The 24,874-nt window shown below is 41.7% G+C and carries 18 protein-coding genes and 1 pseudogene; 14 read left to right on the top strand and 5 right to left on the bottom strand.

The window, feature by feature from the left end:
* Window positions 1-313 precede the first annotated feature (313 nt).
* The 10 genes from FNT16_RS01455 (at window position 314) to FNT16_RS01410 (ending at window position 12,691) form a co-directional block, all read left to right on the top strand.
* Window positions 314-2,632 (top strand): tape measure protein, encoded by a 2,319-nt coding sequence (locus tag FNT16_RS01455; RefSeq protein ID WP_143869878.1) that lies wholly within the window; start codon window positions 314-316, stop codon window positions 2,630-2,632.
* On the top strand, window positions 2,629-2,997 hold the full coding sequence (locus FNT16_RS01450) for a hypothetical protein (protein ID WP_143869877.1): 369 nt from the start codon (window positions 2,629-2,631) through the stop codon (window positions 2,995-2,997). Before FNT16_RS01455 ends, FNT16_RS01450 begins: the two co-directional genes overlap by 4 nt.
* 2 nt (window positions 2,998-2,999) lie before the next feature.
* Complete coding sequence (locus FNT16_RS01445) at window positions 3,000-5,588, top strand: hypothetical protein (protein ID WP_143869876.1); 2,589 nt, start codon at window positions 3,000-3,002, stop codon at window positions 5,586-5,588.
* A 17-nt stretch (window positions 5,589-5,605) separates the two neighbouring features.
* Window positions 5,606-6,754 (top strand): hypothetical protein, encoded by a 1,149-nt coding sequence (locus FNT16_RS01440; protein WP_143869875.1) that lies wholly within the window; start codon window positions 5,606-5,608, stop codon window positions 6,752-6,754.
* Between the two features lie 3 nt (window positions 6,755-6,757).
* Complete coding sequence (locus tag FNT16_RS01435) at window positions 6,758-7,510, top strand: hypothetical protein (protein ID WP_143869874.1); 753 nt, start codon at window positions 6,758-6,760, stop codon at window positions 7,508-7,510.
* Window positions 7,507-9,291, top strand: coding sequence for a hypothetical protein (locus tag FNT16_RS01430; protein ID WP_143869873.1), 1,785 nt, complete (start codon window positions 7,507-7,509; stop codon window positions 9,289-9,291). Before FNT16_RS01435 ends, FNT16_RS01430 begins: the two co-directional genes overlap by 4 nt.
* Entirely contained in the window at window positions 9,281-9,511 is a 231-nt protein-coding gene (locus tag FNT16_RS01425) for a hypothetical protein (RefSeq protein WP_143869872.1), read from the top strand. The genes FNT16_RS01430 and FNT16_RS01425 overlap by 11 nt, the downstream gene beginning before the upstream one ends.
* A 165-nt stretch (window positions 9,512-9,676) precedes the next feature.
* Window positions 9,677-10,714, top strand: coding sequence for a DNA methyltransferase (locus tag FNT16_RS01420; RefSeq protein WP_143869871.1), 1,038 nt, complete (start codon window positions 9,677-9,679; stop codon window positions 10,712-10,714).
* Between the two features lie 176 nt (window positions 10,715-10,890).
* Window positions 10,891-12,180, top strand: coding sequence for an AAA family ATPase (locus tag FNT16_RS01415; RefSeq protein ID WP_185976656.1), 1,290 nt, complete (start codon window positions 10,891-10,893; stop codon window positions 12,178-12,180).
* Window positions 12,173-12,691, top strand: a complete 519-nt coding sequence (locus tag FNT16_RS01410; protein WP_143869869.1) for a hypothetical protein — start codon at window positions 12,173-12,175, stop codon at window positions 12,689-12,691. The genes FNT16_RS01415 and FNT16_RS01410 overlap by 8 nt, the downstream gene beginning before the upstream one ends.
* A gap of 401 nt (window positions 12,692-13,092) precedes the next feature.
* On the opposite strand, the gene FNT16_RS01405 is transcribed toward FNT16_RS01410, so the two are convergent.
* The 5 genes from FNT16_RS01405 to galE form a co-directional block, all read right to left on the bottom strand.
* Entirely contained in the window at window positions 13,093-15,216 is a 2,124-nt protein-coding gene (locus tag FNT16_RS01405) for a di-heme-cytochrome C peroxidase (protein WP_143869868.1), read from the bottom strand.
* Between the two features lie 113 nt (window positions 15,217-15,329).
* On the bottom strand, window positions 15,330-15,935 hold the full coding sequence (locus FNT16_RS01400) for an ANTAR domain-containing response regulator (RefSeq protein WP_143869867.1): 606 nt from the start codon (window positions 15,933-15,935) through the stop codon (window positions 15,330-15,332).
* Between the two features lie 310 nt (window positions 15,936-16,245).
* Window positions 16,246-17,097, bottom strand: coding sequence for a DUF481 domain-containing protein (locus FNT16_RS01395; protein ID WP_143869866.1), 852 nt, complete (start codon window positions 17,095-17,097; stop codon window positions 16,246-16,248).
* A gap of 97 nt (window positions 17,098-17,194) precedes the next feature.
* Complete coding sequence (locus tag FNT16_RS01390; RefSeq protein ID WP_143869865.1) at window positions 17,195-18,202, bottom strand: NAD-dependent epimerase; 1,008 nt, start codon at window positions 18,200-18,202, stop codon at window positions 17,195-17,197.
* Between the two features lie 29 nt (window positions 18,203-18,231).
* Window positions 18,232-19,260 carry a UDP-glucose 4-epimerase GalE gene (gene galE / locus FNT16_RS01385; RefSeq protein ID WP_143869864.1) on the bottom strand — a complete coding sequence of 343 codons (1,029 nt, stop codon included), beginning with the start codon at window positions 19,258-19,260 and terminating at the stop codon, window positions 18,232-18,234.
* Between the two features lie 453 nt (window positions 19,261-19,713).
* Between galE and FNT16_RS01380 the strand changes: the two are divergent.
* The 4 genes and pseudogenes from FNT16_RS01380 (at window position 19,714) to nirB (ending at window position 24,647) form a co-directional block, all read left to right on the top strand.
* Window positions 19,714-21,101 (top strand): annotated as a pseudogene (locus tag FNT16_RS01380) (CmpA/NrtA family ABC transporter substrate-binding protein).
* Between the two features lie 108 nt (window positions 21,102-21,209).
* Window positions 21,210-22,205, top strand: a complete 996-nt coding sequence (locus FNT16_RS01375; RefSeq protein ID WP_143869863.1) for an ABC transporter permease — start codon at window positions 21,210-21,212, stop codon at window positions 22,203-22,205.
* Window positions 22,206-22,263: 58 nt separating this feature from the next.
* On the top strand, window positions 22,264-23,115 hold the full coding sequence (locus FNT16_RS01370; RefSeq protein WP_143869862.1) for an ABC transporter ATP-binding protein: 852 nt from the start codon (window positions 22,264-22,266) through the stop codon (window positions 23,113-23,115).
* Between the two features lie 92 nt (window positions 23,116-23,207).
* The gene (gene nirB, locus FNT16_RS01365; protein WP_342779153.1) at window positions 23,208-24,647 is read left to right on the top strand and encodes a nitrite reductase large subunit NirB; all 1,440 of its coding nucleotides are present in this window, start codon (window positions 23,208-23,210) and stop codon (window positions 24,645-24,647) included.
* Window positions 24,648-24,874: the final 227 nt, after the last annotated feature.

The following is a 24,874-nucleotide window of genomic DNA, read 5'->3' as shown; positions in this document are numbered from 1 at the left end:
AGATACATACATAAAAAATGCATCAGACGCGGAGCGCGAAACCGCCGAATTTAAAAATGAAACAGCCAACTTAAAAGCTGAGATTAAACGTACAGAGCAAGCGGTTAAAGATAAACGTACAGAGCTAAACAAAGTTGTTAAGTCGCTTAACGTTGCAGGTGTAAACGCCGATGAGCTTACCCGCGCAGAAAAGCGGTTAGCAGCTGAGGCTAAAGATGTACGCCAACAAATAGCGGCAAAAAATAAAGTTTTAGGCGAGCAAACACGCACTTTAACAGGTGCAAACGGCGGCATTACCTCACTCACTAAAACCGTGGTTGGTTTAGGCGCTGCTTATGTAGGCGTAGACAAATTATTTGATTCCCTCAGAAGTATATTTACTACAGGCGATAAATTCGAAAAACTGCGCATCCAGTTCGAAGGTCTGATGGGCAGTGTTGAGGCTGGTGAACAAGCGACAGCGTGGGTTAAAGACTTTACAAAAAACACCCCGCTGCAGCTGGAAGAAGTTAGCCAAGTATTTGTAAAACTTAAGTCGTTTGGCATTGACCCAATGAACGGCAGCTTGCAAGCAATTACAGACCAAGCGTTTAAGTTGGGTGGCGGATTTCAAGAAGTTGAAGGTATATCGCTGGCCCTTGGCCAAGCCTGGGCAAAACAAAAGCTGCAAGGTGAAGAAATACTGCAATTAATTGAGCGTGGCGTGCCCGTTTGGGAACTGTTAGAAAAAGCCACAGGTAAAAATACCATTGAGCTGCAGAAGCTTTCAAGCGAGGGTAAGCTAGGCCGAGATGTGATCCAACAGCTAATGGATACCATAGCGCAAGAAGCCGCTGGCTCAGCAGCTAAGAATATGGGCACGCTGAGTGGCTTAATCTCGAACGCTAAAGATAACTTAGCCCAGTTTTACAATGAAATATCTGAAGCTGGTGCAATGGACTGGTTAAAAGCGCAGCTTGCCGATGTGAATGCACGATTTAAACAAATGGCAGACGACGGCACACTTAAACAGTGGGCTAAAGATATTTCAAATACCATTATTAGTATTGGTGAAGGCATTAAAAGAAGCATCGGCTTTTTGGTTGAATATCGCAAAGAGATCGCGACAGTTGTAACCGCGTGGGCTGCGCTTAAAGTGGGTTCATTCTTTAAAAATATCGTCAGTGGTTCAGCCGCAGGTATTGCTGCATTAATAGATTTTGTGAAAAAAGGAGTAACACCAGCTCATGTTGAGATTGACAAGGCTGCCACCAAAACCAGCCGGTTGTCTAAATTCTTAGGTCGTGCTGGTCTGGCTGGTTCCGCAATCGTCGCTGTGAAAGGCCTATATGATTTAGGCGCTGCGTATTTTGAAAATAGGAAGGCTCAGGATGAATTAACCAAATCAATTTTGGATGGACAAGCCATTAGAATCAAATATGCAAAGGAGCTGCAAAAAATAGCTGACGATACGGGTATCTATTTCAAATCGTTAAAAACAGCGATTGAAGCTCAAGAAGCTGGTAATTTAGTTTTAGATGAGGCGTCGGGCAAATGGAAATATCACGCTGTAGTAATCGACACGGTCAATCATGCGCTAAAAGAATCGCAGCAAATAGCAATTAAATCTGTTGATTCAATTGGAACTACATCTGAAGCTTGGATTGAAAACGCCGGAACTATTGAGGAAGCCAAAGCCGCATTAGACAAGCATATCGAAGCATTAGAAAAAGATATGCCAGTAGGTGCACAGAGAGCAATTGATGTGCTAACAAAGCTACGTGGCGAATTTGAAGAGCAAATAAAAGCCAACAATAAACTTGAAGACGCATACAAAACACTCGGTTTAGAATCACCCAAAGCGTTGCAAGAAGCCGCACAAAAGTCAGCTGCAGCTTTTAAAACAATTCAAGAATCAGGCACTGCCAGCGAAGAAAAAATATCTGAAGCATTTGAGAAAATGGTGGGCGCAGCGCAAAAATATGCAGATGCAACCGGCACAACTTTATCACCTACTATTAAAGCGACAGCTGCGGCTAGCGGTTTAACAGATAAATTAAACGAACTGATTAAAAAACATAAAGAAGCATCCGACGCAACCGACGATCTGGGCAAGTCTAACAAAGATGCCAAAAAGCCGGTTGATGATTTGACTAGTGCGTTACAAAAGCAACTAGACATTCAAGAACAATTAAACAACGAACGCAAAGATTACAACGCAGACGACAGCAGAAATGATTTAACCGAATCACGCACCTTATCTACCGTTGGGTTAAACAACGAAGACATCAGTAAGATGAATATGCGAGAGCTAACATCATTGCGTGCGCGGTTTGATAAAGCTTCATATACCAGCAGTTTTAAACATATGCGCGACTACTATGGCGAGCAGATGAAGATAGTTGACGAGCAAATGAACAAGCTGGAAATGGCATCACGCAAGCAGACTAAGCCGCAAGATACCAATAGCACCAATATAAATACTGTTACAAGTTCAGGTGGTTCAAGCACTGTTGATAGTTATTCAACAACAGACAATACGCGCGCAATACGACAATTAACTGAATCAATCGATTTACTGCGTTTTACGCTTGAAAGTCAGGGCGACGGCGACTTTTTAACTCAGTTAGAAGCGATTAAGAGCACATCATGATCATCATTGACGGCACAATAAATTTACCCGAATTCACATGGCAAAACCGGCACGGCTACAGCCCAGTGAGTGCATCTAACCAGTATGCAACAGACGGTGCATTGTTTATTGAGCAGTCAACCGTATTGGCTGGCCGACCCATAATATTAACCAGTAATAGCGAACCCACCGCGTTATTTACACAACTTGAAGCCCATGCAGCCGCTAATGCAGGTAACGAATTTACGCTAAGCATTAACGGCACCGACTACAACGTGATGTGGGATTTTTCACAGCAAGCTGTCAGCGGCAGCCCAGACATTAATTTTGCAGATGCCGATCCTGATTACATTAACAACATTACTTTACGTTTTATTGAGGTTTAACCATGACGATTACGCGCTCAGATATCAAGCTTGCCAAGTCACAAAAAATGACAGATGAAGTCGACGCGGGCGGATTTCGCACAAGCAACATAGTCGAAGACGGTAAGCTCAATGAGATATTTGATAATGTAGGCACCATAGATCATGCCGCCGGTAATGTCAGTTTGCGCAAGGTATTCGCAACCGTCGATACAGCAAATACCAGCACTTACGGCAACGCGCATATTATTATCGCTAAGCCGCCGGAAGACAGCCGAGTGAGTGTTATGGCCTTTGTGGGTGATAATGAAGCAGAACAAAATGCAGAGGCGAAAGAACGCGCCGAAGGGTTTTCAACTAAAACACTTGTGATTACAGATAGCCAGACATTGGGCGAGCAATTCGCCGATGCAACTGCTTTGTATCTAACGACTGGTTATAGCTTTGAAGTGGATAAAGTTTATTTTATTGGCATTGAATATAGTCAGCCAGAGTCGAACGATTTACCTAAAGGGGGTCAGTATTTCAAAGTTAAAAAAGTGACTAACTTTGGTACTGAATTACATGTTGAAATAGATCCGCCGCTAATCAAAAACTACCCGAAAACAGCGACGGTGTTTGATCCAACGGTTGGTCAAGCGGGTGCTATGGTAGAAATTCAGCCAACTGTATTACGTGAGACTTCAGAGCATGTCAAAAATGCACAATATGTTGGTGTCACTGAACTCGCGGATGACATAACTGCGGGCGATGATGTATTCACAGTTGCTGAAACACAAACTCAACTTGTTCCGTTCATCAAAGGTATATTTACAGAAGACTCGGCAGTAAGCGTTGAAACCTCCGATGCATACAAACCATTAAATGAAGACGGTACCGGAAAAGTACGAACCGAAACACTGACAACAACAGCCATCGCACCCGCCACAAATTTTATTTTAGAAAGTGCAATTGTACCCAAAGTTGGCAGTATCACAGCAACAGCGTCATGGCTGGTCACGCCTGAGCACACCATTAATTTAAAAGTGAATGAAGCAGGCACAGTCTCTGGCTCAGTCAGTTACGAAAATGGACAGTTTCGAGTGGTATTTACGTCAACCATTCCGCTAGATGCCACCGTTACTGTTAATTTTATCTCACAAAATGCATACCCACCGACGACTACAGATGATGTGACACCCGACGCTAACGATGCCAATTTGTACAACTACAACTTGCCAGCGGACACCGCCATTGTTGCAGGCAGTCTGTTGTTTGAACAAGTCACCTCGGCAACATCTAACAGCAAAACCATAGAGCGCCTATACGACAAAGCTGGCGAGATACTAAAAAAATCAACTGTTCAGAATTTCGGTACCTTCTTTAGCCAAAACACAACACTCACTCAGGTCGGTACAATCGATTATCAATCGGGCGAGATCCGCTGGACAGAAGCAAATACCAGTCTGCCACTAGAGTTGTTCAACAACATGTATTTAAAAAATTTGCTTGCAACGACAAGCGAGCTGGTTTTTAACATCACAACAGACGAGTTTAAGCGTGAGTCACTCAACATTCGCGCTACATTACCCAATGATAATTTGGTTAGCTTATCGGCTGATGAAAATGGCGACATAACTGGTACAGGCGGCTTAGGTACTGTTTCAATTGACGGTGTTGTGAATGTAACATTTGACAGCCCGGTGCTTGCCGAGTCCATCCAATATGATTATGTCTATTACAAAGATACTGCGGTACCAGAAGCATTAACTGGAATAGATCCAGTTCGTTTGCCAGTTGATGGCCGTGTGCCCTTTATTCGTCAGTTTGATGTTGTAGTGATCCACAACACTCAAGAGCAGGCGATTGTTACCCCAGCGATTAACGACACCATTGATTTAGGCAGGATAAATGTGGGCTGGGTAGATATTGTTGATGCAAACGGCATTAGTTTATATACCGCCGACGACCAGCATTATTCACTCGACCAAGCCACAGGCATTGTAACTGTTAATACTGATTGGTTGGCCCAAGGTTTTACCGCCCCGTTTACAGCCTTTGACATGATTGAAGAAACGGTTTTAGTCAGTGGTGTGCAAGGCAACAGAGTGTACACCGCATTACCCATTTCACGAGATTATACAGCCGGTGAAACCTACATTAGCACAGCTTTGCAATTGGGGGATTTATTCGCCCAGGTTAAGCACGTTTTTGACCAACAAACATGGCTGGGAAACTGGACGAACGAAGTCACTGGCGACCCTGCCGATGCGGGTTTTGACAGCATCAATAATCCAATCACAGTGAATAACCGCAGTGCAATAACTGAGCGTTGGCGCATTGAGTTTTTAGATTCTGACAATTTTGAGTTATACGGCGAGCAGCTCGGCTTAGTCGCAACAGGTAACAAAACAGTCGACTTTAGCCCAATAAACCCACAAACCAGTCTGCCTTATTTTACAGTTCCAACAGCGAGTTGGTCTGGCGGTTGGAGCATCGGCAACATTCTGCGATTTAACACCATTGGCGCAGCAAAACCCATTTGGTTTGTGCGCTCGGTGTTGCCGTCTATCGCATCAATAGAACAAGACGATATCCGCGTGCAAGTGCGCGGCAATATTACACAAGCTTAATTCGGGAGTTTTAGTTTATGGCATTAGATACCAGTAAGTTTTTAGGCGGCGATGGCAGTGCGGGTAGCCCTTATATTATTCATAATGCGGATGCATTTTTAGCACTATTTGAATTGTATGCACAAGATACAACGCTAAACGGCAAATACTTTAATTTTGTGAGTGATATCGATTTAACGTACTTGTCTGAATTAAGCACAGTGCTAAGCGAGCCGGGACAGTCAGGTGATGAGGTTGGGGTTCATCTAAAAGATGCAGTTTTAAACGGTAATGGCCATAAAATTACATTTCCAACACTTGTGAAAGTTGCGGGTGCAGTGGGGTCACTTTTTTATGCTGGCACTTGGAATAACTTTCATTTTGTATTTAACGGGGCTGATAGCCTGCTGACTGCGATTTTTTATCAAAGCTCGACAAGTGCTTCAGATGGTTCGGTGCTAAATTATTGTCGCTTAAGTGGTGTACTCAACAATATAAATGATAGCGTCATTTACCACGCGGCAAATATACACAACTGTATCAATGACATAGTGATAGATGATGAACCCGGTGAATATATAACGAACAGAGGAACATTGCCGGGTGATAGCTATTACATAGAAGGTGCTAACCCGTATAACAGTTCACAAGACGGATACATAGCCCAAGTTGATAAATTGACCGCGGCCAGTTATGCAAATTTAGACCCTACCGAGTGGGATATTTCAGATGGCCTTATTCCAACCCCTAAATTAAAACCCTATACAGGCTTACCCGTTACACGAGTTGCGGGCATCACAAAAATTGACGGTGTGCCGACAAAAAGACGAATAACGGTGCAAGATTTAAATAGTGGGCGAGTCGCTCGAATGTTCAGCGATGCGCTTACGGGTGAATTCAGTATTCAAACCTCACCGCACAAAGCGAACTTGACTGTGATTGTCGATGATGAAATGGGCAACCAGATTAAAGAAAATACAGCATACGCGCTTGGTGATATTGTGTATCCGGCTGATTATGTGGGTATAGTGTATGTATGCACTACAGCAGGCACAACCCACTCTGAGTTGCCAAGCAGCTACCCAACTAGTGGTGACTTTACAAGTGGAACTGCAGCTTTTAGCGCAAAGCCGATCAACAAACCTCAAGTATTCAGCCCAGTAAAACCTGAAATTATTCTGGAATAAGTTATGGCGTTGAAATATCAATATGCACCGGATGGCGCTGATTTAGTTTCGAATACAACAGATAAAGTAGCCGGTGCGCTCACTGGCTGTATTTTATTTATGGGCGAATCAGCTGCAGATTTACGACCATTCTATAACCCAAATGCGGGTAACTTAGTATCTGATTCAATGGGATTGGTTACGCTGTTAAATTCGGTCGCGAGTGATGTTGTTGGTGCGGGTGGTGGCCCAAAATATTTGTTGCAAGGTCAAACCAAACAGTCGCAGAGTGTTGTCAGTCGGCCTATTGTTGTAACGCAACTTGAAAATGGAGTGCCAAAACAAGTCGGATATGGCCACAGTCGGGCTGTTGATGGTGGTTTTACACTCGGAATTTATGCGAATACCGATAACGCTGTGATTGCTACATCTTGGCAGAATTTTGGCCAAGAATTCGTACCTGCATCACTTGTGTATTCGGGTGATGTATTAAGACCAACTAGCCCAAATGGTTTTGTATATCACGCTATAAATAGTGGAACACTCGGTGCGGCCGAGCCTGAGTGGCCAACAATTGAAGGTGATGAAATAACAAGCGGCAACGTAACCTTGCAGGCGGTTGTGTATTATCAACCTGTTTCACATGCACCCATTGATATCGTGAAAAACTATGTATCAGGAGAGTTTCCGGCAGAAATCCGACAAGCAGACGCTTGCCCTGTGTTTGATCCTGATAGCTTTGAACTATCAACCGAAGTGCGGGCCATGTTTGCATGATTTTTAATTTCAATAACCACAGCTATCAGCCACCGATACCTTTGTTATTTAACTTTGGTGTGGGTGGTGTTGTGGTTATTGAACCTGCAGATCCACCACCCAATACAATCGCGCCACTTTTATTCAGTTATAAACAAACCCAACGCGTTGATTCTGATTTTGACATTGAATATTTGCAGCCAGCGGAACAAGAAAACCCATTGTTTCAAACAAACTGGCAAGAAGTTAAGCCCACTATTGTCTATTTAGCGACTGACTTTTTACACATTGAACAAACCAACTCAGCTACTGTAAAAATGCAGTGGAGTCATAAAGCAGATGACGCAACCGATTTAACTACTATATATAGAGAAGCGGAAGCGTTGGTGAATGGCCTTGTATCTTTGTTTAAACATAGCAAGGTACTCGCTGCTAAATTACAAACCAGTTATCAACTACCACCCAAATTTGAAACCGCATTTAAATTTGGGTACCAGGATTTAAAAGCACAAAGTATTCACTATAACGCTCGCTTTAATCATGTAGAGCAAGTAACCGACACGACGACAATTGTGTGGGGGCCTGTGCCGTATTTTCATATTTGCCATCATCAATATATTCAACCAAGGCGTGTTGTATTTAACTTTTGGGATAAATCCCTGCCTTCAACAACATTTAATTTTGATGGTCAACAAAACCCGAAAGTCTGTGTAACGGGTGGCAGTTATTTTGTGCCAACCACCTCAGCACCCACAATAGACAAGCCAATCATTACAACTGTTTATCGCAGGAGAGTTCACACAGTGATCCACTCATTAAAATGCTATCGAGATTCAGACAATACCCAAGTTCACATCACCTCGTTCAATATGAATACCAGCCGCGATCAATGGGGCTTTAGTTTTGCGATGCAATGCGCCAGCAAAGGCGAAGCAAACAAACTGGCTCACGTAAATGGTGAACCGGTAGACGTTCGCATTGAATTAAACGGCCATATTATTCGCGGTATTGCTGAAAACATCAGCAGAACAAAAGCTTTCGGCAGCAATAAATATAGTGTATCCGGCCGTTCTATTGCTGCACGACTGGCTGAACCGTTTGAAATTCCAACTGCTTACAGTAATTCAAGTGCGATGAATGCAACGCAAATAATAGATGATGTATTAACAGGCACAGGCTGGACATACACCTTTGATTTAACAGACTGGCTTATTCCTGCTGGTGCGTTGAATTTGCAATCAGCATCGACTATTGATGTGATCGCAACTATTGCCAAAGCCGCGGGCGGCATTGTTATCGCCGATACAGATTTTAAAGACATTCAATTATTGCCGCGAAACAAAGCGCCGTACTGGACACTTGGCCAAGCAACCGAAGACCATCAGATCAATGATTCAGTCATACTCAACATCAGCGACGACCCAGCCAACACACCTTTATATAATGCGGTTTTCGTGCGCGGCGAACAGCAAGGCGTATCAACCAAAATCAAACGCAGCGGTACGCAAGGTGACAAGTTAGCAGCCGATGTTGTTGACCCACTCATTACCCATATAGATGCAGCGCGGCAACGTGGTACCAGCGAACTGGCCGAAGCTGGCAAAGGTGCAAACATCAAACTAACCACAACGATTATGAACGGTTTACCCCTGATTAATCCGGGCGCACTTATCGCTGTCGATGAATCAGCCGAGCAATATAAATTAGTGTGTGACAGCACAAGCGTATCCGCTCAAGTGAATCAGCGCGGATTATTAACAGTGCGACAGTCTATAACGGGGTACCGAAGCTATGAGCAATAACCTAAAGCGACTATCGGCCCTAGTCGGCAATCAACAAACAAAAACAGTGGCAACCGTTGTTGCGACAAATGCAGACAACACAATAAAGGTGCAATTAAACAGCGGCGCACAGATTAATGTACTGGGCAGCGGTTATGCGGTTAATGACAAAGTATATATAGAAGGAAATCGAATAGTCGGGCAAGCAACTGATTTGCCCTATACAGAATTAGATATTTAAAACGAACGCGCAACAGCAGATGCTACCAACATCCGCTGTTGCATTCACCCAACTGCTACAACAGTTGAGCTTCATCAAGGCGTCCGTGCTACGTCGACATAGCAAACGGGAGCCTACGCAACTTATTGAATTTGATCAATATTTTTAACGGTATACGAGGCTCAAATGAGTATAAAACCAACAATTATTAAAAATTCGTCCTTTTACAATGCGGATTGTTTAAAGGTTTTGCCGACTTTGGCGGACAATTCTGTCGACTTAATTTTAACTGATCCACCTTATTATAAGGTTAAGAGTAATGGCTGGGATAATCAGTGGGATTCGCCCGAGTCGTTTTTCGCTTGGCTGGACGAAGTGTTGCTGCAATTTTGGCGAGTGTTGAAACCAAACGGATCTTTGTATTTGTTTTGTTCACCCCAGTTACATGCTGAAACTGAGCTGCTGATTAAACAAAGGTTTAATGTGCTAAACAGTATAGTATGGGCTAAACCCAGTGGCCGCTTTAAAGGTTGCCGCAAAGAAGATTTACGTGCTTATTTTCCGCAAACTGAGCGGGTGGTTTTCGCTGAGCACTATGGCGCAGAAGGCAAGGCGAAAGGTAGCTCTGGTTATTATTCTAAATGTCAGGAATTAAAGCAGCAGGTTTTTGCCCCGCTAATAGAATATTTTAAACAGGCGCGCGAAAGCTTAGGTGTTTCTGCTAAAGAAATTAACCAAGCAACTGGACGGCAAATGTGCAGCCACTGGTTTAGTTATTCGCAATGGCAACTCCCCAGTGAAGAGCAATACGCTAAGCTGCAAGCTTTGTTTAAAGCGAAAGGCGGTGAATTAGCCAAAGGCCATGCCGAGTTAACCGCAGAATATGAAGGTTTACAAACGCAGTACACTGAACTTGTTAAAACATACGATGAGCTAAAGCAGGCATACCAAAACCTACGCCGACCTTTCACTGTGACAAAAGAAGTACCGTACACTGATGTTTGGACATACAAACCAGTACAACACTACCCGGGCAAACACCCATGCGAAAAACCCCTCGAAATGATGGTAGATATTATAAACGCCAGCAGCCGACCTGGTGATGTAATACTCGACGCATTTATGGGCAGCAACGCAACCGGCAAAGCTGCCGAAAAACTAAACCGCCACTTTATTGGCATAGAAATGGAAGAAGAAAGTTTCAATCGGGTTGTTGGGGGGTAGTAGCGCAATAGCAGCCTAAGGGCTGCTAGCTAATCTGAATAGAAAAATAAGTAGAATTGAACGAACTTATTTGTTAAAAGTTCAGATGTAAGACATATGAATAATCAGAGTTGATTGATATGTCTAATATATTGTTCATTTGGGTTTCTATAAGTTATTCAGGAGTACTATTAATCATGGAATTGTCTGTTGAAGGTTATAAATCGATAGCCTCTAAGCAAACTATTAGTTTTAGCGGGTTAACCATTCTATCTGGTGCAAATAGCTCCGGGAAATCAAGTTTTATGCAGCCCTTTTTGATCTTAAAGCAGACTGTTGAAAACCATTATGACTCCGGTTCCTTACAACTGTTTGGTGAAAACGTTAAATTAACCGACTCGACTCAAATAATTTCGAAAGTCCCTGAATACAAGAAAAAGTCTTTTAGTCTTGATTTGCGTGAAGAAAAAGGATCTTGCAGGGTAACGTATCGTTATAAAAGCGCAGTAGGGCTTCAGGTCGAATCGACAACGTTAATCAGTGAAAAGATGTCACGCGGACTAACACTAAAAATTGGTATGAAATCAAGTGATATAGAGAAAAGTGTACCGGAAGAGGACTTTAGATTCATTAAAGAATTCTATGAAGATAAAAAGATTACTCCCAAGTGGAGAGTGGTGCGGAATAAGTGCTTTCTAGAAGCTGAGCTATCTTTCGGTGGGAAAAAATTTGCTCCATTGAAAGCTGGCATAGACCCTGCTGCTAAAATTGAAAAATTTGTTACTAGGTTAATTCATGTCCCAGGTTTGAGAGGGAACCCTGAAAGGATATATAAAATTGCTGCCAGCGACGATGTTTACCCGGGGTCTTTCGAGAAATATGTGGCGGCGATAATTAGCGAATGGATTAAAGTCGATAAATTTCAGTGGAGATACACAGAGTTGAATAAACAGCTGGCACAGTTGGGGTTAGCCAGCAATATCACGACATCTAAGATCAATGATACCAGCGTCGAAATCCAAATTTCACGCAGCAAAAATTCTTTACCGCAAGATTGCGTTAACATTGCAGACGTTGGTTTTGGTGTATCACAGACCCTACCTGTTTTAGTTGCTTTGATTGGTGCGCAAAAAGGGCAGTATGTGTATATAGAGCAGCCGGAGTTACATTTGCATCCCAATGCACAGTTTGAATTGGCTAAAATAATAACTTCAGCTATGAATCGAGGAGTTAATGTCATTATAGAAACACACAGCTCTATTTTACTTCGGGGCATTCAAATAGCAGTTGTTAAAAAGGAAATCGATAGAGAAAAAGTATCTTTAAACTGGTTTACTCAGTGTTCTTGTACTGGCGAAACTCAAGTGTCTACAGCGACTCTAGATGAGTTTGGTGCTTTTGGTGATTGGCCTGAAGACTTTGATGACACTAGTCTCAAAGTGGAACAAATGTATCTTGACGCTGTGGAGGAAATTGCTTTTGAGTAAATTTATGTCACTTGTTGTCGATGCAGATATCGCTAGAGCGTCTGGAACTTCTGAACATCCAGTATCAAGTGGTTCAAGAGCATTACTTGACAATATACAGCAGTACGGACATTCAGTAGTGATGTGTAAACAACTTAAAGAAGAGTGGAATGAACATCGCTCGTTTTACGCCAAAAAATGGTTGGCTTCAATGATCGCGAGAAAGAAAGTTCGGATGGTTAAACCGGAACAACATGCGGCCAGTTGGATTGATGCTAACATTGGAGATGAACGCGACATTGGTATTGCGAAGAAGGATTCTCATTTGATCGATTCTGCTTTGTTCGCTGACCGATTCATCGCGTCCAATGACTCGACAGCTCGTCGTGTTTTTTGTGCTTTATCTGGTTCTTGTGGGCAAATTCGATGCATAAAATGGTTTAATGCGGTATCAGATAAAGATTTTTTATCGACATACTTAGAAGAGCAATGCTTTGTGCCAGATGAGTATTATGTCAAACAACCCGCTTGATGGGTTGTTTGTTGGTTACACATGTTATTTTTTGGTGATATATTGCCAATAGAATTTTTCGCAATTATCTCAATTTTACGGAGCAATTTTCGCAGCGTGCGTCATTAAATATATTGACGAGCTACGAGTGTAGGTCTGTCCTTTAGGGCGACGATGTTTAGGTCGACTATTGTGTATCTTTCATTGTTGGCCTAAAGACCAACCTACACGTGGAGCTAAAGCTTCGATCTACCTTTTAGTTATAAGTTTCACTGCAGTGTAGGTCTGCCCTTTAGGGCGACAACTCTAAATTCAGTCATGGTGCAATATTTGTTTGTCGGGCTAAATCCACGACCTACAATCCGCTCAAAGCTCAAAGCTCAAAGCTCAAAGCTCAAAGCTCAAAGCTCAAAGCTCAAAGCTCAAAGCGTTTTCATATATTCAACCAGCTGCCATCGTTGCTTATCTGATAACTCACCGGTCGCGTATTCATGGCCGGCATTGCTGTTTCCCGTGAGACTGGTATCAAATTCAAAGCCATCATAATCTTCGCTTACGAACCCTACTTTTTTCGGTTCAAATGATCGACTCCCAACCATGAATTTATTTGGTCTGCATTGATTTTCTTTATATTCAGTTGCGGTACATTTTGGCAATAGTAAGTCATATAAAGTGGGCACTGAACCATTGTGTAAATAAGGTGCGGTTGCCCATATACCATTTAAAGGGCGCCCTTTATATGCATGTAAACTCGCATAGGGATTCGCAGTGGTATCCGGCATGTAATCACCACGTTTGATAGATGGTTTTATATCGTTATCAAATGCTGTTACAGTCAGGTTATATAGCCAGTCAAACCAGCGGGTGAAGAAATACTTATCCGGATCCGGTGTGGCCACTACATTCGTTGTCGCTGAGGTTAAAATACTCGCAACGGGTGCTTTTTCTTGCATTAACATATTGCCGACTTCGGTAGATAAATAGATGCCTTCTAAAATACCCGTATGTCCTTGATATTGAGTGCTGTTTAAAGCCATTTTATCATCTGTTTTGATTTTATTAAGATCTAACATTTGTGCAACTACTTTACGAGAGGGGTTTGTAGGATCAATATTTTGATGACAGTCAGAGCAGTGCTGTAAAAAGAGTTTTTTACCTTGGTATGCCATATTTCTGTTGATGCTAGGTAAAACCGCTTCAGGCCAAGGTGGTGATTGTAACGCTTTTAATTGGCTTTCTATCAATCGTAGGTTGGTTACGTCAATTGATGACTTAAAATGCGTGTATTTACCGTTTTCATTTTTACGCTGTCCGCCAATTAATGTAGATAAAGTGCCGCTAGAATCTTCATGCCAATCTAAGGTAGCGAATACCCCCATGACTTCACCTGTGTTTCTACCGATTGCACCTACACCTGAGTTAGCCGCGATCCCATTCCATTGCACATAGTCATGTTGTGCAATGTCCCACAAAAACGGGTATGAAACGGGTGCATCGGGTATATTAAAAAGCATTTTTTTAAGCATCTGAAGTTTTTGCATATTTTCAACCAACTTGTCAGAATCTGAATGCAGATCCATTTGTGCAACCAGTTTGTCAAAAATATGAGTTAAATCGTCAGACGCCACTAACCCTTCCTCTAATGTTTCAGTGAGTTGCTTGGCCGTTGCGGCGTCGAACGCGTCACAAATTGCACGCTCTAGTTGTTTTTTATTGATAACGTGCTGTAGTACTCGATTGTAAATTCGGCCAAATGCATCTAAACGTGCATAACCATAAGAAATTGGGCTGCTATTTATGAAGTTATATAAGCTAACTCTCCGCACGTACTTTTCTAAATCTGCACTAATTTCTCCAGCAGAGCTATAGTTTTGGTTACTAAAAACACTTGCACTTTTGTTGTATTGTAAAATCGCGTTGATAAACCTCTGCTTTTTAGTCTCACTGTTTAAGGTGCTGGTTAATGCAATTTCTAATTCACGCATAAAGCCATCCATATTAGCCATTGAGGGGCCGCCATCTATTCTAATGGCAACGCCGTCGTAAACCACTTGGCTGGTATGACAGGCAGCGCAAGTTAAGCCTACATATTCTTTGTCGCGGTAAATATCTTTTACAAAGCCAAGGGGTAACCCATCTGGGTTTTGTTTTGTCGTTCTTTGAACTATATATCTAAATTTGTCTATGTTTTGTTCACTACGAAACAAATCACGGTTGTCATGTTGTTCTAAAAACAGAAAAAAATCATAAGGTAGTAAGTTAGAACCTTGTGTGGCGTTGTAGTACCACATGCTTTGACCAATATTCCACCCTTGCCATTTTCCATGCGGCTGCGAGTTGGGGAAATCTGGGCCTGGGTAAACGCGGGCAAATCCTTCTTTAAATTGCTTATTTTCTATATATTGGATACCGCGTAATGCGTCTTTGTCTGCAAACCGGGCTTGATGTTTCCAATAAAATGAGAAACCAATAATGACGATAAGTATGAGAAAAAAGAGTGTTGTAAGTTTAAGCCAAAGTTTTATGTTGATCTGTGCGAAGTTCATTTACAGTCCTTTCCGTTTGGACAAGCAGAGCTACCTAATGCTTCTCTTTAACAAGTCCATTTGTATAAATTGAACAGAATTTTAACATAATTTAGCTAATTGGCCAGTTGCAATTAGCCGACAGCTTGCATAAATGAAATCACGTTTTTCGCAACCTCATCGATACGTTGTGATCTGTCCATGGCCATCTTTCGCAACGTTTGGTAAGCCTGATCTTCTGATAAGCCTTTGTTGTTCATTAGCATTCCTTTCGCTTTGTCTATCCATTTTCGGCCTTCTAATTTTCTTTTGGTTTCGTTAAGTTCATCTTTGAGGGACTGGACTTCACGAAAGCGTGCAATAGCGACTTGTAAGGTTGGCCCAACGTGGTGTGGTAATTTATCACCAACAATATAAGCGTTGATTTTTGATTTCAACACTTTGTCTATCATAGCTTCATCAGAGAACTCGGTGAAGATCACCATAGGTTTCGGATCAATCTGGCTAACTATTGTTAAGCTGTGAATATTTTCATTACTCAGTCTGTCGACATCTAAAATGATAACATCCGGTTCAACTTGATCGACAAGTTTTAAGATCGGCCCGTTTGTGAGCATGGGATAAACATCATACCCGCAGGTTAATAATGCGTTTTTTAAATCCCGGTCAAAGTGTTCTGTTTCAACCAGTAATAAGGCCTTTAAGCCGATGCTGCGGTGCGATTGATACTTACTTTGCATATATTTAACTTATGTTAACTGCTTCAGTGCTGTTTAAAGTTGAAAAGCAAAAAGTACGCCTAGTTTTATAACTTTTTAATGGTGAACGCTTGTTTATAAATTATATCTCTGATTTTTATGGTTTTTTATTTTTTCGAATAGATCAGAGATGGTTGTAAATTTTTCGTTTGTAAAGTCGTTGAGAGCGTTATTGCACTTTCTTAGTGAGATACGCACATATACTGATCTAGCTTAAAGTATTATGGTTATGGATGAATAATAGATAACCGTCGTTAGAGCGCGTCCTGCGATTAAATCCTGGAGATTAGCTTTAGAAGTTGTATACCAAAGTTATGGAATTCCGTTTATCCGAAGAACTGGTTCCGTCGCTTGAGTTACGTTTATTTAGAATAGCTGCTTTAAGTGCTAGTGAGCCGTTGACCTGCATTGTCAATGATGATTCAAAAGTAGATTTAGTATTGTAATCACCATCTTCTATTGAATACGCCGCTTTAAACTTTATTTCTTCAGTAATTTTTCTTTGATAAGTTGCTGCTGCACGCCAAATTAACTGGTTTCTTGCTTCTTCATCACCAATTATAGGGTTGCCACTGTCGTCTAAAATCAGGTTACCCGAGCCGTCAATTTGCTGGTTGTCAGCATTTACTTTTACTTTAACACTATCAAAACTGTAACCAGGACCAAAAGAAAGGTCTAAAAAGCCAGTATTAGAGTCTAGGAGACGCGTGTTATAACCCGTTGCAATTGAGGCTTGATAATGAAAATTAGAGAAGCGGTTTGATTCGTACGAGCCAAACGCTAGGATAGCGTCACCATCTTCATTTACTTTATAGTTGGTTTGAACTGAGGTTGAGTATTTTTCTTTAGAAGTTACTTTTTCAGTGTATTGAACACCCGTTTCGTTATCCGTTAAGGTTACTTCGTCTTGTTTAAACAATGAATCAAATGAAAACTGGTTCCGAAATGATTCCGTTTCGTTTCCTACGTCTGCCTTGACGATAAATGAAGTCGATTCTGTATTACCGGAGGTCATGATATAGCCCAGCTCGACAGAAGCGACGAATTTTCCAAACTTTTCACTAGGTGTTTGTTTGCTCGCATACGCGCAGGGAAGTGCAAGAGCGCAGAGTAAAACACCTAATTTTATGTTGTTGTGTTTCATATTAAGGCAGCTTCGTTTTTTGCTTGTGATGATAAAAAGCGCCATTGTAATGACTTGAGGTCAAACCACAACAACCTCCAAGCCATTTTTTTTATGGCTAAACTTTGTAGTAATTTCTGTACCAGTTAACAAATTTCTGAACGCCTTTAGAAACAGTCACTTGTGGTTTATGACCCGTCACTTTTTCTAAATCTTCGGTATCCGCCCAGGTTTTGTATACATCACCGGGTTGCATCGGCATAAAGTTTTTCTTAGCTTCAATGCCAATTGCATCTTCAATAGCTTTGACAAAATCCATTAACTGAACAGGTGAACCATTGCCAATGTTGTATACCCGATAAGGTGCCGAGCTGTCTTTGGGAGAACCTTCTTCGGCTTTCCATTCGGTATTTTTAGTCGGGATATTTTTAGCCACACGTAAAATACCTTCTACGATATCGTCGATATAGGTAAAATCGCGTGCTAAGTTACCGTCGTTATAAATGTCTATCGGCTCACCATTTAAAATGGCTTTGGTAAACTTGAATAACGCCATATCTGGTCTGCCCCAAGGGCCATACACAGTAAAAAACCTTAATCCTGATGTTGGAATATCATACAGATGAGAGTAGGTGTGGCTCATTAACTCGTTGGCTTTTTTGGTTGCTGCGTATAAAGAGACCGGATGGTCAACTGAATCTTCAGTTGAGAAAGGCATCTTACTGTTTAAGCCATATACCGAGCTGGAAGATGCATATACAAGATGTTTAACATTATTGTGTCTGCAACCTTCCAAAACGGATAAATGACCTACCATATTTGAGTCAGCGTACGCAAATGGATTGTCCAGTGAATATCGAACCCCAGCTTGAGCTGCCAGATGAATGACGATATCAAACTTGTGCTCTTTAAAAAGTTCAGCCATACCTTCTCGGTCGGCCAAATCCAATTGAAGAAAGTTAAAATGTTCAAATGGTTCTAATTCTTTTAATCGATCCCTTTTTAATTGTACTTCGTAATAGTCGTTCATGTTGTCGATGCCGACAACCTGATGTCCAGCATCTAACAAACGTCTTGAAGTAAAAAAACCGATAAATCCAGCTGCGCCTGTGACCAAATATTTCACGCGATTTCCTTAAAGCAAATTAGTTATTTTTATTCGGCGTCTTTGTAGCCATTTGGGTTTTGACTTTGCCAACGCCAGCTATCCTGACACATTCTATCTAATCCGAACTCGGCTGCCCAGTTTAAATCTTGCTTTGCAGCACTTGCGTCAGCATAACATGCAGCGACATCACCTGGACGGCGGTCGACAATTTCATATGCCACTTCTTTGCCGGACGCTTTTTCGAATGCTTTAACCATATCTAATACAGAATACCCAGTACCCGTACCCAAGTTATAAGTAAAGACACCTTTTTCGTCTTGTATTTTTTCTAATGCTCGTAAATGTCCCAACGCCAAATCGACAACATGTATATAATCCCGAACACCAGTACCGTCGTGGGTACTATAATCGCTGCCAAATACACTGAGCTTTTCACGGCGGCCTACAGCTACCTGGGTGATAAATGGCATCAGGTTATTCGGAATACCGTTTGGATCTTCGCCAATTAAACCCGAATCATGCGCGCCAATTGGATTGAAGTAGCGTAAAAGAACGATTTTCCATTCAGGATCAGATTCAGCAAGATCGCGCAAAATTTCTTCAATCATTAATTTAGAGTGACCATAGGCATTAGTTGGAATACCTGTTGGCATAGATTCAACTAAAGGCAATGCTTGTGGATCGCCATAAACTGTTGCTGATGAGCTAAAGACAATTGATTTAACATTATGTTTGGCCATAATCTGGCACAAGTTAATGGTGCCAGTAACATTGTTATGGTAATAAGTGAGCGGTATTTGTGTACTTTCACCAACTGCTTTTAATCCGGCAAAATGAATGACTGCATCAATTTGGTGCTCTGTGAAGATTTTATCTAATGCGGCTTCATCTAAAATATCAGCTTGATAGAAAGTCAGGTCTTTACCTGTGATTTTTTTGACTCGATTGAGCGCTTCAGGGGAAGCATTTGCTAAGTTATCGACTACGATGACTTGGTCGTCTTGTTTTAGTAGCTCTAAAACGGTGTGGCTGCCGATGTAACCCGCGCCACCTGTAACTAAAATTGTTGAACTCATAATTCCGCCGTCAGGTTATAATTGTTGATCCATATATGTTTATTGAAGTTTCATCAATCTGCGACGCAGTTTACCTAACTTTGTAGCAGAAGGCGACGTAATCTTAACCAATTATCGCCCTCAAGTAAAACGTTTAACCCATCATTTGACTGAAAACAACGCGCAGACTTTCACAATTTTTATAACTGGAGTGTTAGGTGCAAGATTAGAATTTAAATTGCACTGAATTAGTGATTCAAAGGATGAAAATTATATTGATTGAATTTAACTTATTGATATTAAATAAAAATTAAAGTTGGCACGTTGATTGAATGTAACTTGAGTGTCGAGTTAATGCGCTGTTGCATTTAAAGATTAAAACGAAAATTTGAATTGGCACAGAAGCCCACTCCGATAGTTTTTCGAAAGAGAGACTGTCGGAGTGGGTTTTTTTTTGGGAAATTGGAGAGATATATGAAATTTAACACTTCGCTTATTAAGGCAAGTTTCAAGACGTTGGCAGTTTCTGTGTCAGTCGCTGCAAGTATCATTGCATCACCTGTAAGTGCGCAGGATGTAGGATGGCCTGAAAAGGAAGAACTTAAATTTGGCTTTATCAAATTAACAGATATGGCACCTTTAGCGGTCGCTTACGAAAAAGGATATTTTGAAGATGAAGGTTTATACGTCACGCTAGAAGCGCAGGCAAACTGGAAGGTTTTATTAGACCGAGTAATCGATGGCCAGTTAGACGGCGCGCACATGTTAGCGGGCCAACCTTTGGGTGCGACCATTGGTTTTGGTACCAAAGCCGACATCATTACCGCTTTTAGTATGGATTTGAACGGTAATGGTATTACCGTTTCAACCGAAGTGTGGAAAGAAATGAAAAAGAATATTCCGCATAAAGACGGCAAGCCAGTTCATCCAATAAAAGCTGATTATTTAAAGCCGGTAGTTGATAAGTATCGTGAACAAGGCAAACCTTTTAACATGGGCATGGTATTCCCGGTATCTACGCATAACTATGAATTACGTTATTGGCTGGCCGCGGGGGCATCCACCCGGGTTATTATGCGCCGCACAAAGGCGACACTTCAGGTAAATTGCAAGCTGAAGCGCTGTTATCTGTTACACCCCCACCGCAAATGCCTTCTACTTTAGAAGCCGGCACTATCTATGGTTATTGTGTTGGCGAGCCTTGGAACCAACAAGCGGTATTTAAAGGCATTGGTGTGCCGGTTATTACCGATTACGAAATCTGGAAGAACAATCCGGAAAAAGTTTTTGGTGTCAGTAAAGGTTGGGCAGATAAATACCCAAATACCCATATTCGCGTGGTTAAAGCAATGATCAGAGCCGCTATGTGGTTAGATGCTAACGATAATGCGAATCGCCCCGAAGCGGTCAAAATCTTATCTAAGAGCCAATATGTTGGTGCTGACTATGATGTTATCGCAGCCAGTATGACAGGAACGTTCGAGTATGAAAAAGGCGATAAACGTGAAGTGCCTGATTTCAATGTATTTTTCCGTTATAACGCGACTTATCCGTTCTACTCTGATGCCATCTGGTACTTAACACAAATGCGTCGTTGGGGGCAGATTTCAGAAGCAAAACCGGATAGTTGGTATATGGATATCGCGAAAAAAGTATATCGTCCAGACATTTATGCGCAAGCTGCTAAAGCATTGATTAAAGAAGGTAAAGCGAAGGCGTCTGAATTCCCTAACTTTGCGACAGAGACAGGTTATAAACCACCGCAGAAAGAGTTCATTGACAACGTCGTTTATGACGGCACTAAACCAAACGCTTATTTAGAGCAATTTAAAATCGGTTTAAAAGGTGATACTCAACTTTAATCTCAAATTGGTGACTGTTTGCCTACCAGCTGATATGGCAAGCAGTTCAACTCATTTCGGCGGCAGAGTTGTCGCCGTCAATTGGCAGCGATGTTAGGAGTTAGGAATATGTCAAAAGAAGCAACCATGGCGAAAGTAACCGCACTCGATTTTAAAAAGACGTTGAGTAGCGATTTTGCCAAACAAATATTAACGGCCGTGCTATTGCCTTTTATCGGGTTAATCGTTTTTTTATTACTTTGGGCCTCTACAGCAAAAAATATAGATACTTCATTAGGCGAGTTTCCAGGACCTGCGCAGGTTTATAGTCAGGCAGGTACACTGATAACAGAGCATTTTGCTGAGCGCGAAAAAGCAGAAGCATTTTACGAGCGCCAGCGTGAGCGAAACGAAGCGCGTATGAAGGTTGACCCAACTTATCAACCTAAGATAAGAGACTATACGGGTAAAGCCACTTTCTTTGATCAAATCTGGACCAGTTTATATACAGTGATGGTTGGGTTTATTATTGCGTCTGTGATCGCAGTACCCATTGGCATTGCTTGTGGGTTAAGCCAAAAGACCTATTCTGCAATCAATCCGCTTATTCAGATTTTTAAACCTGTTTCTCCGTTAGCCTGGTTACCATTGGTCACTATGGTTGTTAGTGCTGTGTATGTCACGGACGATCCGATGTTTTCAAAATCTTTCTTAACCTCTGCTTTAACTGTGACTTTATGCTGTTTATGGCCAACTTTAATCAATACGGCTGTTGGCGTATCTAATATCAGTCAAGATTTAGTTAACGTCAGTCGAGTCTTGCGCTTAAGCAAATTAGCGCACGTATTTAAAATTGTAATGCCTTCTTCCATCCCGATGATCTTTACCGGCTTACGTTTATCTTTAGGTATCGGCTGGATGGTTTTGATTGCGGCGGAAATGCTCGCACAAAACCCGGGTTTAGGTAAATTTGTATGGGATGAATTCCAAAATGGTAGTTCTGATTCATTAGCGCGCATTATGGTGGCGGTGTTAGTGATTGGTGTGATTGGTTTTATGCTCGACCGCTTAATGTTGATGATTCAACGATTTGTTAGCTGGGATAAAAACGCCGTATTGCGATAAACACCCTATCCACGGATAACAAAAGATAATTAAGCACAGAATTTACGAGGAATTAAAAATGAACGAATTAGACAAAAAGCACTTAGAACTAACCCGCGTTGGAATCGAATTCCCGACGCCTAAAGGGCCATTTTGCGCATTGAAAGATGTCGATCTTAAAATTGCCAAAGGCGAGTTTGTGTCACTTATTGGTCACTCAGGCTGCGGTAAATCAACCGTTTTAAATATAGTCGCAGGTTTATATCAGGCGACTTCCGGGGGCGTGTTATTAGATAATAAAGAAGTCAATGAACCCGGGCCAGAGCGCGCGGTTGTCTTCCAAAACCATTCGTTGTTACCTTGGCTAACTGCCTACGAAAATGTTGAGTTGGCGGTTAAACAAGTATTTGCTAAAAAAATGAACAAACAAGAAATGAAAGAGTGGGTTAATCATAATCTTGAATTAGTGCATATGACACACGCCGCGCACAAAAGACCCGATGAAATTTCAGGTGGTATGAAACAGCGTGTCGGTATTGCGCGCGCACTGGCGATGCAGCCCAAAGTTTTGTTAATGGATGAGCCTTTTGGTGCACTAGATGCATTAACGCGTGCGCATTTGCAAGATTCGTTAATGGAGATCCATGCTGAACTTGGCAATACGGTTATCATGATTACCCATGATGTGGATGAAGCGGTATTGTTGTCCGATCGTATTGTGATGATGACAAATGGCCCATCCGCGACGGTCGGTGAAATTTTAGATGTTACACTACCTCGCCCGCGTGAACGATTGGCTTTAGCGGACAATCCTGAATATAACCATTATCGACATGAAGTTTTGACTTTCTTATACGAAAAACAACGAAAAGTTGAAAATGTCAGTACAAAAAAAGCGAGCGGATCGAAGAAGGGTAAAGAAGTGGCATAGTTCCTGCTTAGACCAATTAGGTATCACTGTTGATATAGAAAAGCCGGCTGAACGGCTTTTCGCGTTTCCAGGCACAGTTGCAGGAGGATATTTTGACGACTAAACAACGTGTAATCGTAGTGGGTAACGGTATGGTCGGGCATCATTTTGTCGATCAATTGGTTGCCCAATCGAATCAGCAATTTGAAATTACAGTTTTAGCAGAAGAGCCCAGGCTTGCTTATGACAGAGTTCATTTGTCAGAATATTTTTCCGGTAAGTCAGCCGAAGATTTATCTTTAACTTCAGAAACTTATTATCAATCTTTAGGGATTGATCACTTCGTTAATCAAAGGGTCAGCGAAATTGATCGCAGCCGTAAAACGGTGTTGACAAATCAAGGCAAAACGCTTGAGTACGACAAACTGGTTTTGGCAACAGGCTCATTTCCGTTTGTACCGCCTATTCCGGGTAAAGAGAGAGAAAACTGTTTTGTCTATCGCACGATAGAAGATTTAGATTTAATCAAAGCTGCTGCTGAAAAATGTAAAGTGGGTTTGGTTGTTGGTGGTGGATTGCTCGGTTTAGAAGCAGCCAATGCACTAAAACAGTTAGGTCTGAAGACGCATGTTGTAGAATTTGCACCTCAATTGATGCCAACACAGATTGATGTAGGCGGTGGTCGCCAGCTTAAAGCTAAAATTGAAGCTTTGGGCGTCAGTGTGCACACTGAAAAAGCGACAAAAATTATTACCGATGGTGAGTCTTGTGTACACAAACTCGAGTTTGCAGATGGCAGTGAGATTGAAACCGATTTGGTTTTGTTTTCCGCCGGTATTCGACCGCAAGATGCATTAGCCCGACAGTGTGCATTAGAAATTGGTGAGCGTGGTGGTATTGTTATTAATGATAACTGCCAAACATCGGATAAAGATATTTATGCAATTGGAGAATGTGCGCTTTGGCAAAATCGTATTTTCGGTTTAGTTTCACCGGGCTATACGATGGCTCGTGCAGCCGTATCACATTTAACACAAGGTGAAGTGATCTTCTCTGGTGCAGACATGAGCACTAAATTAAAACTGATGGGGGTTGCCGTAGGCTCTATCGGTGATGCGCATGCCAGAACGCCAGATGCGCTGACATTTTGTTACGAAAACCCAGAAGAGGGTGTTTATAAAAAAGTAGTAACAGATACTCAGCAGAAACACTTAATTGGGGCGGTGTTGATTGGTGATACCAGTGAATACGATCATTTATTACAGCTTCATTTACAAAAAGATGAATTATCCGATACGCCAGAATCCCTGATTGTGCCAACCTTGCAAGGTGAGCCTGTTAATCCGGCGGATACAATGGCAGATTCAAGTTTTGTGTGTTTATGTAATCTGGTGACTAAAGGCACGATTGTCGATGCGATAAGTGCAGGGTGTGATACGGTTGACGCAATTAAAGCAAAAACCAAAGCCAGTAGCAGTTGTGGTACTTGTGTGGGTATGGTGCAAAATGTGATCGACTCTGAAATGGCAAAATTAGCAGTGGAAGTGTCTTAGTATTACAGAATTAAAATGATTCTCTAATATAAATTTTATAAACGCAGCCATTTGGCTGCGTTTTCTTTTTTAGTTTCAACTCTCAAGTTATTTCTGTGTTAGATTTTGGTGCATCGCTAACCGTATAAACGCGTTATAAATACCACTTTCTGCATTTTTCTTGTGCGACTCGATTTAAAGTCCTTTATAATCAATGCTTTGTGTTTTTGGCATGTCGTTTGCATTTT

The sequence above is a fragment of the Catenovulum sediminis genome (assembly GCF_007289895.1).
GTDB lineage: Bacteria > Pseudomonadota > Gammaproteobacteria > Enterobacterales > Alteromonadaceae > Catenovulum > Catenovulum sediminis.
Note: the sequence above shows the minus strand (reverse complement) of the source record. Positions and strands in the feature narration are given on the sequence as shown.

Bases quoted from the DNA above. Each gene is read 5' to 3' on its own strand.
- FNT16_RS01375 (WP_143869863.1), top strand. From the start codon at position 21,210: ATGTCAAAAGAAGCAACCATGGCGAAAGTAACCGCACTCGATTTTAAA.
- FNT16_RS01395 (WP_143869866.1), bottom strand. From the start codon at position 17,097: ATGAAACACAACAACATAAAATTAGGTGTTTTACTCTGCGCTCTTGCA.
- FNT16_RS01420 (WP_143869871.1), top strand. From the start codon at position 9,677: ATGAGTATAAAACCAACAATTATTAAAAATTCGTCCTTTTACAATGCG.
- FNT16_RS01450 (WP_143869877.1), top strand. From the start codon at position 2,629: ATGATCATCATTGACGGCACAATAAATTTACCCGAATTCACATGGCAA.
- galE (WP_143869864.1), bottom strand. From the start codon at position 19,260: ATGAGTTCAACAATTTTAGTTACAGGTGGCGCGGGTTACATCGGCAGC.
- FNT16_RS01435 (WP_143869874.1), top strand. From the start codon at position 6,758: ATGGCGTTGAAATATCAATATGCACCGGATGGCGCTGATTTAGTTTCG.
- FNT16_RS01400 (WP_143869867.1), bottom strand. From the start codon at position 15,935: ATGCAAAGTAAGTATCAATCGCACCGCAGCATCGGCTTAAAGGCCTTA.
- FNT16_RS01415 (WP_185976656.1), top strand. From the start codon at position 10,891: ATGGAATTGTCTGTTGAAGGTTATAAATCGATAGCCTCTAAGCAAACT.
- FNT16_RS01445 (WP_143869876.1), top strand. From the start codon at position 3,000: ATGACGATTACGCGCTCAGATATCAAGCTTGCCAAGTCACAAAAAATG.
- FNT16_RS01430 (WP_143869873.1), top strand. From the start codon at position 7,507: ATGATTTTTAATTTCAATAACCACAGCTATCAGCCACCGATACCTTTG.
- FNT16_RS01405 (WP_143869868.1), bottom strand. From the start codon at position 15,216: ATGAACTTCGCACAGATCAACATAAAACTTTGGCTTAAACTTACAACA.
- FNT16_RS01370 (WP_143869862.1), top strand. From the start codon at position 22,264: ATGAACGAATTAGACAAAAAGCACTTAGAACTAACCCGCGTTGGAATC.
- FNT16_RS01440 (WP_143869875.1), top strand. From the start codon at position 5,606: ATGGCATTAGATACCAGTAAGTTTTTAGGCGGCGATGGCAGTGCGGGT.
- FNT16_RS01425 (WP_143869872.1), top strand. From the start codon at position 9,281: ATGAGCAATAACCTAAAGCGACTATCGGCCCTAGTCGGCAATCAACAA.